General features: G+C 69.3%; 11 protein-coding genes and 3 pseudogenes. 7 read left to right on the top strand and 7 right to left on the bottom strand.

The window, feature by feature from the left end:
• Positions 1 to 149: 149 nt before the first annotated feature.
• On the top strand, positions 150 to 947 hold the full coding sequence (locus ACZ3TS_RS37500; protein WP_467626436.1) for a maleylpyruvate isomerase family mycothiol-dependent enzyme: 798 nt from the start codon (positions 150 to 152) through the stop codon (positions 945 to 947).
• 232 nt (positions 948 to 1179) lie between these two features.
• Positions 1180 to 1695, top strand: coding sequence for a YceI family protein (locus ACZ3TS_RS37505; RefSeq protein ID WP_467626438.1), 516 nt, complete (start codon positions 1180 to 1182; stop codon positions 1693 to 1695).
• 103 nt (positions 1696 to 1798) lie between these two features.
• Here ACZ3TS_RS37505 and ACZ3TS_RS37510 read toward each other — a convergent pair whose 3' ends face one another.
• Positions 1799 to 2266, bottom strand: coding sequence for a peroxiredoxin (locus ACZ3TS_RS37510; RefSeq protein ID WP_467626439.1), 468 nt, complete (start codon positions 2264 to 2266; stop codon positions 1799 to 1801).
• Positions 2263 to 2644 (bottom strand): annotated as a pseudogene (locus tag ACZ3TS_RS37515) (DoxX family protein). The gene ACZ3TS_RS37510 and the pseudogene ACZ3TS_RS37515 overlap by 4 nt, the downstream one beginning before the upstream one ends.
• A gap of 209 nt (positions 2645 to 2853) precedes the next feature.
• On the opposite strand from ACZ3TS_RS37515, the pseudogene ACZ3TS_RS37520 reads away from it, so the two are divergent.
• Positions 2854 to 3652: pseudogene (locus tag ACZ3TS_RS37520) on the top strand (SAM-dependent methyltransferase).
• Between the two features lie 15 nt (positions 3653 to 3667).
• Here ACZ3TS_RS37520 and ACZ3TS_RS37525 read toward each other — a convergent pair.
• Complete coding sequence (locus ACZ3TS_RS37525; protein WP_467626440.1) at positions 3668 to 4588, bottom strand: helix-turn-helix domain-containing protein; 921 nt, start codon at positions 4586 to 4588, stop codon at positions 3668 to 3670.
• Between the two features lie 98 nt (positions 4589 to 4686).
• Positions 4687 to 4917, bottom strand: coding sequence for a DUF397 domain-containing protein (locus ACZ3TS_RS37530; RefSeq protein ID WP_467626442.1), 231 nt, complete (start codon positions 4915 to 4917; stop codon positions 4687 to 4689).
• A gap of 346 nt (positions 4918 to 5263) precedes the next feature.
• Here ACZ3TS_RS37530 and ACZ3TS_RS37535 point away from each other — a divergent pair, with 346 nt between their 5' ends.
• Positions 5264 to 5737, top strand: coding sequence for a hypothetical protein (locus ACZ3TS_RS37535; protein WP_467626443.1), 474 nt, complete (start codon positions 5264 to 5266; stop codon positions 5735 to 5737).
• A 417-nt stretch (positions 5738 to 6154) separates the two neighbouring features.
• Positions 6155 to 6391 carry a hypothetical protein gene (locus tag ACZ3TS_RS37540; protein ID WP_467626445.1) on the top strand — a complete coding sequence of 79 codons (237 nt, stop codon included), beginning with the start codon at positions 6155 to 6157 and terminating at the stop codon, positions 6389 to 6391.
• 13 nt (positions 6392 to 6404) lie between these two features.
• Here ACZ3TS_RS37540 and ACZ3TS_RS37545 read toward each other — a convergent pair whose 3' ends face one another.
• Positions 6405 to 6839, bottom strand: a complete 435-nt coding sequence (locus ACZ3TS_RS37545) for an ATP-binding protein (protein ID WP_467626447.1) — start codon at positions 6837 to 6839, stop codon at positions 6405 to 6407.
• 193 nt (positions 6840 to 7032) lie between these two features.
• On the opposite strand from ACZ3TS_RS37545, the gene ACZ3TS_RS37550 reads away from it, so the two are divergent.
• On the top strand, positions 7033 to 7353 hold the full coding sequence (locus ACZ3TS_RS37550) for a hypothetical protein (RefSeq protein ID WP_467626448.1): 321 nt from the start codon (positions 7033 to 7035) through the stop codon (positions 7351 to 7353).
• Positions 7354 to 7404: 51 nt separating this feature from the next.
• Here the strand turns inward: ACZ3TS_RS37550 and ACZ3TS_RS37555 are convergent.
• A pseudogene (locus ACZ3TS_RS37555) lies at positions 7405 to 7751 on the bottom strand (SpoIIE family protein phosphatase); the annotation flags it as partial.
• Between the two features lie 123 nt (positions 7752 to 7874).
• Positions 7875 to 8291: an anti-sigma factor antagonist gene (locus ACZ3TS_RS37560; RefSeq protein WP_467626449.1), complete on the bottom strand. Its 417-nt coding sequence runs from the start codon at positions 8289 to 8291 to the stop codon at positions 7875 to 7877.
• A 1051-nt stretch (positions 8292 to 9342) separates the two neighbouring features.
• Here ACZ3TS_RS37560 and istA point away from each other — a divergent pair.
• Positions 9343 to 10225: IS21 family transposase (gene istA, locus ACZ3TS_RS37565; protein WP_467626451.1), on the top strand; the 883-nt coding region annotated here is incomplete at its 3' end.

Here is a 10225-nt window from a genome sequence, read left to right on the forward strand (position 1 = left end):
GCGGCGGCGCCCGGCCGTTCGGCCGGTGCGTGCGGGTTTTCGTTGGTGTTCACAACACGGTTCTCGCCCCCCCCGGGGGGGGGGGGGGGGGCCCCCGGGGGGGCCCCCCCCCCCCCCCACGCCGGTCCTTCCTGCTTCGGAGGCTGACCATGACCGACCGTGCCGACCAGATCATCGACGCCCTGCGCAGTGGGCACGACCACCTGACCGAGGTGGTGCGCGGGCTGGGCCCGGAGGACCTCACCCGGACATCCGGGGCCTCGGCCTGGGACGTGTCGCAGGTTCTCAGCCATCTGGGCAGCGGCGCGGAGATCGGTCTGGCCGCGCTCGACCGCGCGCTGGAGGGCGCCGGCCCGGCGGACGGCGACTTCAACAAGTCGGTCTGGGCGCGCTGGGACGCCATGAGCCCGGCCGAGCGGGCCGAGGGTTTCGGGCCCGCCAACGAGGGGCTCGTCACCCGTTACGAAAGCCTTGACGCGCAGACGCGGCAGGAGTTGCGCATCGATCTCGGCTTCCTTCCCGCGCCGGTCGACGTGGCGACCGCGGCAGGGCTGCGGCTCGGTGAGTTCACGCATCACACCTGGGACGTGGAGGTCGCGTTCGATCCGGCGGCGACCCTCGCGGCGGCCGCGGTCGAACCGCTGCTGGGCCAGACCGGCATGCTCCTCGGCTTCATCGGGAGGACCGATGCCCTGGACGGCCGTCACATGCGCCTCGCGGTCCGGCTGACTTCCCCCGAGCGTTCCTTCGGACTCGATCTGGGCGATGCGGTCGCGCTCACCGATGACGAGCCGGCCGGGCTCGACGGCGTGCTTGTCGCGCCGGCCGAGTGGTGGCTGCGGCTGACCACCGGCCGTCACGCCCCCGAGCACACCCCGCCGGGCGTCTCGCTCACGGGTGGCGCGCTGACGCTGGATGTGCTGCGACAGGTCTTCCCCGGGTACTGACAGGGGTTACCGCGCGGCGGCGCGGGGCAGTCGATCCGGGGTGCAGGATGCCGATCGTTGAGCCGGCGTCCGGCACCCCGGAGTCGTACTCGGGAGGGGGTGCGGGACGGTCGTCGTCCATATTTGGACGAGCCAGTTGTTCAAATTTGAAGAAGAGGCTAGCGTGAGGTCATCCAAAATTGGATGACCCAGTCGTCGTCCCTGCCTCCCCCTCTTCTTCTGGAGAACGCTCATGACCGTCGCCGTCGAAACCGGACTGTGGCAACTCGACCGGACCGCCTCCACCGTCGCCGTGCGGCACAAGACGATGTGGGGGCTGGTCACCGTCAAGGGCTCCTTCACCGCCGTGAGCGGTCAGGGAGAGGTCAAGTCCGATGGCACCGCCAGCGGCACCATCACCCTGGACGCCACCTCTCTCGACACCAAGAACGCCAAGCGCGACCAGCACCTGCGCTCGACCGACTTCTTGGACGCCGACCAGCACCCCGAGATCACCTTCGCGGTCCGCAGCGCCGAGGCGCGGTCGGGCGACACAGCGCAGATCACCGGCCAGTTGACCGTGCGCGGCATCAGCCGGCCCCAGTCCTTCACCGCGCGCATCGCACAGGCCGACGCGGACGCCGTCACGCTGGAGGCGGAGTTCACCGTGGATCGCGAGCAGTTCGGCATCGTCTGGAACCAGATGAGCATGATGCGCGGTCTGACCACCGTCAACGCCACCCTCCGCCTCACCCGCAACAGGGCGTGAGCCAGGGGTCCGAGCACCGAGGGCGGCGGTACGAGGCGCCCGTCCCGCCGCCGATCCGGCCCAGCCGCAGGTGATGTCAGGTGCGGTGTGCCGACGCGTGCCGTCAGCTTCTGCGGGCACGCAGGGCGGCGAGCGCCCGGTCGGCGTGCGCGCTCATCCGCAGTTCGCTGCGCACCACTTCCAGGACTGTGCGGTCCTCGTCGATGACGAAGGTGACGCGTTTGGTGGGGGCGACGGAGAAACCGCGCCTGACCCCGAACCGCTCTCGCACCGTCCCGTCCTCGTCCGACAGCAGAGGGAAGCCGAGCGTATGGCGTCCGGCGAACTCCTGCTGGCGTTCGACCGGGTCACCGCTGATGCCGACCGGCCGCGCGCCGGCGGCCGTGAACTCGGCGGCCAGGTCACGAAAGTGACACGCCTCGGCCGTGCAGCCCCGGGTGAGGGCGGCGGGGTAGAAGAACAGCACCACCGGACCGTCGGCGAGAAGTTCCGACAGCCGTCGCTGCCTACCGGACTCGTCCGCAAGGGCGAAGTCCTCGACCCTGGTGCCCACTTCGACCTGTCCCGTCATGCCTTTACCTCCGCTTTCTTGGTGATGCCGTGGGCCCACAGTACGAGAGGCACCTGCAGCGGAAGCCGGGGCCAGGGCCGCTGCCCTCAGCGGCGCGGGACGGTCCCGCCAGTCCACCGCCATCTGCACGTTGGCCGGGAACACACCGACGAAGAAGGCGGCCGCCGCCCGCGCCGCCGCACGACGTGTACGGGGCAGTGCCGCCCCGGCCGCGAGTGCCAGTTCGGCAGCGCCGCTCGCCTAGGTCCAGGCACGTGCCGACCCCGGCAGGGCGCGCGGGACGATCGCGTCGAACTGTTGCGGTGAGACGAAGTGACCGACGCCCGCGGCGGCCAACACTCCCGCGAGCAAAAGGGGAGAGCGTTCCGACCGGGACACGGTTCCTCCTTCGAGGCCTGGGGGAGCCGATATTACTGAACGGTAAGACATGGCACGTCCCGCGTCGGCGTGCCCTTCGCTCCTGTGGCGAGCGGTACTTGTCGTTCCTACGTCCTTCGTTCGGGGACTGGCATCGGCAAACGCCGGTTCTCTAGGATGGAGTGCCCGCCGAGCCGGTTCCGACGGCACGGCCCGGACCTGGGGGAACGATGCAGTCTGGCAGGCAGTTGTCCACGTCGATCGACGCCACGGTGCCGACGGCCGCCCGAATGTACGACTAATTACGCCGCCGACCGGGCAGCGTGCGAGGAGCTGGACAAGGTCGTGCCCAGTACGCGGGCGCTCGCGCTGAACAACCGGCGCTTCCTGCAGCGGGTCGTGCGGACGCTGGCGGAGGACCATGGCATCCGGCAGTTCCTCGACCACGGATCCGGACTGCCCACCCAGGACAACGTCCATCAGGTCGCGCAGCAAGTCGACCCCACCACCCATGTGGTGTACGTGGACAACGATCCGATGGTGCTGGTGCACGGCCGGGCCCTGCTGGAGCAGGACGAGCGCACCGCTGTCATCCAGGCCGACATGCGGGACACGGAGGCGATCTTCTCCCACGCCGAGACCCGCCGCCTGATCGACTTCTCGCAGCCGGTGGCCGTGCTCTTCAACTCGGTGATGCACTGCATCCCGGACAGCGAGACCGACGGACCGCCCGCGCTCGTCCGCCGCCTCACCGAACGCCTCGTGCCGGGCAGCTTCATGGTGATGTGCCAGCTCGTCAGTGAGGATGCGAAGGTCCGTGACTTCGTCACCGACTTCATGGACCAGGCCACGCAGGGGCACTGGGGGCGCGTACGCCAGGAGAAGGACGTCGCCGCCTGGTTCGAGGGGCTGGACATCCTGGAACCGGGCCTGGTGGAGGTGTCCACCTGGCGGCCCGACTCGGAGGTGGCGCCCCGCCAGCTCACCCAGGAATGGATCGAGTTCGGTGGAGTGGGACGCCTCCGCTGACGCCCAAGCCTTCGGTCAGCCGACGGGGTAACGCTCTTCCAGCGTTCTGTGCACCAGGGCCAGCGACTCGCGGGGGTTGAGGGCTTCGTCGGCGAGGCGGTCGAGTGCCACTCGGTATTCCTCCGTCTCCTCGCGGTCCTCAAGGAAATTGGCGCTCCTGATGTGCTCCAAGTAGACGATGTCCGGCAGATCGAGGCCGCCGAAGCGCAGGTAGGTGACGGGGATCGCGGGAGCCGACGCGTTCGTCACGTCCAACGGCACGATCTGCAGGGTGACATGAGAGCGCTGAGCCATCTCGACGAGATACTCGAGCTGCTCGCGCATCACCTCAGGGCTGCCCAGTACCCGCATCAGGACCGACTCGTCGACGATCGCCCACAGTTGAGGGGCGTCCGGGCGCAGCAACAGCTGCCGCCGCCGCATCCGCAGCTCCACCCGGCGCTCCACTTCGGCGGCCGACGCCGTCGGCAGACCCCGCTCCACCACGGCCCGGGTGTAGGGCCCGGTCTGCAGGAGACCGGGGACGTACTGGATCTCGAAGGTACGGATGGCGGCGGCCGCCTCCTGCAGCCCGACCAGGCGGTCGAACCATTCGGGCATCAGCCGCTTGTCGTAGCGCTGCCACCAGCCGGGCTCACCGGCGCGCTGCAGCAGCCTGACGAGGACCGAGGCCTCGTACGCGTCGGCGCCGTAGAGCTCCAGCAGGGCACGTACATCGCCTTCCGTGGGCGGCTTGCGGCCCTTGCCGGCCTCGATGCGTGACAGCTTCGCGGGGCTGAATCCGAGCGCTCGCGCCGCCTGTTCCTGGGAGAGGCCGGCGTCCTCGCGTATACCGGCCAACTGCACGCCGACCAGCATCTTCAGGAGAGTCGGAGCGGGTTCCGTCCGGTTGAGATACGGTTCGAGGCGGGAGACGCGGTGGGACTCGGCGGACATCCTGACTCCCCGTTGGCCGGCAGACAACACGCGTGCATTATCGCACTCCGCCCGGGTTCGCCGCATGTGCCGACAGCATTCTGCCGTCCGGGGCAGGCTCATACCAGGTGGTCGAACTCCCCGTCCTTGGCGCCGGCCAGGAAGGCGGCCACCTCGGCAGGTGTGTACACGAGCGCGGGCCCGTCCGGGTCGCGCGAGTTCCGCATCGCGACCGCCCCGTCGGCGAGGGCGGCCACCTCGACGCAGTTGCCCTCGGCATTGCTGTGCCGGCTCTTGATCCAGCGCGCGTCCAACGCGCTGGCCCGCACTCCGTTTGGCACTGAAGGCACCACAGTCTCCTTGCTGACGTTCTGCCACCGGGTGCCGGCGCGCACAAGGGACTGCGCGCACCACGGTGGTCCCGTGGTTCTCCTACCCATCGTGCAATTTCCCATGCAATTGCAGATGATGCTGACTGCGTGAATAATAGCGGTGGCGTCAATGGCAGGACTGACGCCGCACACTGACGTCGCATCAGGGAGATGCCGTGTCATCACCTGCACACCGGGGGCCCTTCCGGCATAGGGCGGCGCCCTGGGCAGGCATGGCCCGACGCTCAGGTCACGACGCCGCGCGCGCCGCTGCGACGGGAAGGACGACCGGGGCCCTGCCCCACACTGTTTGCGGGGAGCGGAAATGACCACACCACTGAAGGACTTGGGGCACGTGCCATGGGACACCATCAAGGATTCCAGCGGCTCCGCGGAAGCCATCCCGGTCCTGCTCCACAACGTCGCCTGGGGTGACGAACCCACCGCCAGGGAGTCCCTCGGCGTTCTGAGGGAACGAATCTGTCAGTACGGCTTCGTGGTCGACCAGGCGACGGCCGCCACGGTCCCCTTCCTGTGGGAACTGGCCCGGCTCCCCCAGGTGACCTGTCGAGCGCAGATCGTCCGGCTGCTCAAGAACATCGCCGACGCCCGCCAGTGGGAGAGCACGGCCTCCGCCTATCCCAAGCTGCTCAACTACCACCACGACTACGTGGGTTGGGAGCGGGAGGCCCGCCGCGCCGTACGCGCCGACCGAGACGTCCTGCGCCAGCTGCTCGCGGAGCCGGACGCCGAACTCGCCGAGGCAGCGACCGAACTCGCGTCCACGCTGGCGGCCTGAGGCGGTGCTCCCTGCCTGGTCGTCGTCGCCGACAGGCGTGGCCGCGTGGTGGACCTCTGGGCTGCCGCCGCAATTCTGATCCCCGAGACGGCGCGCGGCTGTGCCTTGCTGATGATCCGCCGTCGCATGGATGCGCCGGGTATCGGCCTCTGTCTCGACCAGCGTCCCCCCTGGCGCGGCCGCGACCTCGAATGGCCTGCGAGGGCACGGGTATTCGCTGACGGAATCGTCAGGCAACTCGATCGGCAAGTCGACGGTCCGGTGAAACTCGCATCGGGTCCGCGGCGGTCACGAGGCGCCGATTCGACTCCCACCTGCGGCAGATGACGGATGTCCGCCCAAGCAGATGCGTCCATGGGTGTTTTTATGGGCGAAGTGCGGCAATGCGGAACGGGTAGCCCTGTGGAGGGAGCCCTCATGATTGCGGTAGCGCTGCTCATACCGGTGTCCATGCTGTGCTTGGTACTGGCCATGGGACGGTACGAGGAACGGATACTGAGTCCCCGCGGCACCGTGGGCGCACGGCACGCCCGCCGTCTGCGCGCCGTTCCCGAACCCTGCTCCGACACCGGTCCATCGGCCTCGGCCGAGCCCGTCGCGCAGGAGGGCCGCACCGCTCCGGGCGGCTCCGAGACCCGGCGGTGGGTCGCCTGACGAGGGCCGCTCGCTACCAGCGGAGGAAGACGTGCACGTCCTTGCCGTCCGGGTGGACGAGGACGCTCACCTGGTCGCAGAGCGTGTGCACGAGGTGCCAGCCGATGCCGCCGGGGCGGCCCGGGCGGAAGGGGCGCGGCGAGGGAGGCGTCGTACTGGTGTCGTGCAGCGTCACATGGACCCCGTCGAACGTCGGTCGCATCCGCAATGCGAAGGGGCCGGGAGCGTACTGCACTGCGTTGGCGGCGAGTTCGTCGACCACCAGCAGGATGTCGTTCCAATGATCCGGACTCGTCGGGGGCGAGACGCGCGCGAGCCTGCGCAGGAACTCTTCGGCGGCGAGCCGTGCCTCCGTCACGTCGCGCAGTCCACCGTCGAAGTCGGCCCTGAGGTTCTCGACCGTCTCGAACGGCCCGGCCTTGTCGTCCCAACGCGGCTCGGTTGCCATGTCGTCCTTCCCCGGGGCCGGCGCACCGGCCGGTCGCCGTCGTTCGTCGCGCTGTCGCCCGGTCCCCTTAGTGACGGTTGCCAGAAAGACGGCGGCTACGCCCCCGGGATCAAATGAAAATAAACCTGTTCGCCCGGATACGTTCCCAATCGGTGCATGATGCAAAGATCCCGTCAGGAAGGCTGTTTCGGCTGTGTGCTCAGGGGCGGCCGGGGTACACGACCTGGTCACGCTGTGGACTTCGGCGGCGGATGCGGTCAGCCCGCGTCTGTCCAGGCGCCAGTCGAAGGCGCTCCCGGCCGCCCGTCCGGCACCGTCCGGAAGTCACTCTCGCGCGCTCGCCGAGACGCTCGGTATCGCGCTGCCCGCGGCGAGCAGGCTGGACGCGGCGGGACTGCTGGAGCGCGTGGCCCATCCCCACAGCAGGCGGGAGATTCAGTTGTGTGTCACCGCCCAGGGACGGAGGGCGCCGGCCGAGGCCGCCGACCGCAGGTCGACGAGCCTCGCGGTGTAGCCGCACATCCGGCCGGGGCGGTGACGGGACGACGGCCGCTCGGTCCTTCCGTCAGGGACGCCCGGCCGTCGCCGGCGCGGGCACGGTCACCGACTCACTGTCGACGTGGCACAGCAAGAGGCACACGTCGTCGTCGCGTGAGGAGTCCCGCAGCATCGGCTCGAGCACACGGTCGGCGGCAGCGTCCGGTTCGCCGTCCAGATCCGGGGTGGCAAGCCCGGACATCGCGACCGTCAGGCGCTCGATCCCCGGGTCGATTCCCGAGGCCCGCCGCTCCACTGGACCGTCCGTGTAAAAGACAAGGCCGACCCGGGCGGCAGCGCGGCGGTGTGGTCCTCGATGTCCTGCCGCAGCGGGATGCCCATCATGGCACCGGTCTTGGCATCGAGGGTGTGCAACAGCGTGAGCCGGGGGACGACAGCCGCGGCCCGCGGGATGCCGAGCGCGCCGCGGTCGGCCGTCCGTCCTGCGCGAATGCCCGCGCAGGACGGACGGCGCCGGGCGGTCGACGCCGCGCCTCGTCAGAGCGCGTCGGCGTCCCCGAGGACAGCCCCTTCCGCCATGGCCGGCTCAGCGCAATCGCCCGTCCCGGCGAGCGCCTCGTCGAGGGTCTTGAAGGAGGGCACCGTCAGGCTCACCCCTGTCAGGTCGAGGATCCGCTGTACGGCGGGGGCCGGATCGATGAGCCCCACGGAGCCGTCGACCTGCCGGGTCTCCTTGTAGGCCCTGAGAATGATGTTGATGCCGGACGAGTCCATGAACGGCACCGACGAGAGGTCGAGCACCAGATGCCGTCGACCGTGGTGCGTCTGGTTGGCGAGGTGGTGGTGCAACTCCGTCGCCGTGTCGATGTCCAGGAAACCCTTCACTATGACCAGCGCAACATCCTCCCGGGGCACCGTCACATCGATGGAGAGGGGGGTCTGCTCAGCCGACACAATGTCCTCCCTTACATACGGTGTGCGGGGCTCCGCCTACCCGGGCGGGCGCCCGATGCACCGCGGGCCGCGCTCCGGAAGTGGTCAATATTTCGCCGCCGGAGCGGTGCCCGGCGGCGATTCCGGCCCCGAGTGCCCTTGAAACCGCCCGCGACACCTGCCGGTTGCGGACCTGCTCCTTGGATCCGGCCCCGGGCGGAGGCAACTCGGGCAAAAAAAAAGACGCATAGGTTCTCCAAAGGCGGGCAGCAGCACCTCAGACCGCTCGTGGGTGCCCTCCCCCCTGGCAGCCCCGAGCCGCTCGGCCCCGCCGATGCCAACCCCCCCGGCATCCGGCGGGGCCGGCTTCTGTGGACCCGGAAACAGAAAGAAGTCGGCCGCAAACCGCCAAGACCAAGCACGTGGGCCCCGGTCTCCTGTCCTTGACCCACGGTGCAAAGTAGCCACCACGTCTTCTGCCTCATCCCCGTTGCCCCGGGCCCGGACCGGTCGTCAGGCCGAATGGGGTAGTCGACGGCGGGGTGGGCGTTCATGCGTCGGGAGTGGTCGCCCGAGGACGTGGTGGCGTGCTGGACGCCGGTGGGCGGGGACTGGGACCTGGTCGCGGGGGCCAGCGCGTCGTGCTGCCGCTGGGTCTTCTGCTTGTCCGTGCTGACGCGGACGAGCCTGATAAGGGCCAAGTCACCCACCTCCCGTTCGTAAAGCGTTCTGTCAGGGCAAAGCGAGCGCCAGCAGAAGGTGAACGGGAAAATGAACGGCCGAAACGGGCAGTTGGGGCGCCGGGTGGCCCCGTCGTTCATGTTCGACAGCGGGCCGTGGGACGAACGCACGGCCGCCTGCGCCGATCCACTTCGCGGTGCTCTTCCGCCGTCTTCCGGTCGTCACTCGGAGGCTGACTCTCCTCGCAGGCCGACCCTGGCTGTGAGCGGACACGGAAAACTCCCCAGTGGCGGACATGAGGGCTCCCCACTGACGGACAGATAGCCTCCCCGGTCGCGGACAGGAGATCTCCCCACGAGCCCCGGATAGCCACCTTGCAGAGTGGTCGTCCGTGAAGACGAACGAGGAGATCATGGAGATTCTGGCTGCATACGACCTCACGGGCAGCTACCGCAAGGCGGCCGAGCTGGCCGGCTGCGACCACCACACCGTCCGGCGCTACGTGCTGCTGCGCGGCACCGGCCGCGATCCGCGGGCCCGCATCGAGCGGACCAAGATGATCGACGTCTTCCTGCCGAAGATCGAGGAGCTGGTCGAGGACTCCCACGGGAAGGTCGGCGCGGACCATGTCCACAAGAAGCTGGTCGCGATGGGCTTCACCGGCACCGACCGCACGACCCGGCGCGCGGTCGCGGCGGCGAAGCGTTCCTACGAGTCCGGGCACCGCCGGGTGCACCGTCCCTGGATTCCGGAGCCTGGCTACTGGATGCAGTGGGACTGGGGCAGCGGCCCGGAGATAGCAGGGCGTCAGATCTCGCTATGGTGCGCGTGGCTGTCCTGGTCGCGCTACCGGGTCGTCATTCCGGTGCAGGACAAGACGATCCCCACGATCGCCTCCTGCCTGGACGCCACGTTCCGGATCCTGGGCGGAGTGCCGACCTACTGCTTGACCGACAACGAGAAGACCGTCACCACCACCCATATCGCCCAGCTTCCGGTCCGCAACCCCGACATCGTGGCGATCGGCCGCCACTACGGCACCGTCGTGCGCACCTGCCGCCCCTACGACCCGGCGTCCAAGGGCGGGGTGGAGAACACGGTGAAGATCGCCAAGCGCGATCTGGTGCCCACCGAGGTCAACCTCCGTCCCGCCTACACCTCCTGGGGCCAGCTGGAGGAGGCGTGCGACGCGTTCACCGCCGAGGTCAACGCCCGCACCCACCGCGAGAGTCGGAAGGTCCCGGCCCAGGCCCTGGCTCAGGAGCGGCAGCGGC

It is taken from the genome of Streptomyces sp. NPDC022910, from assembly GCF_055561075.1.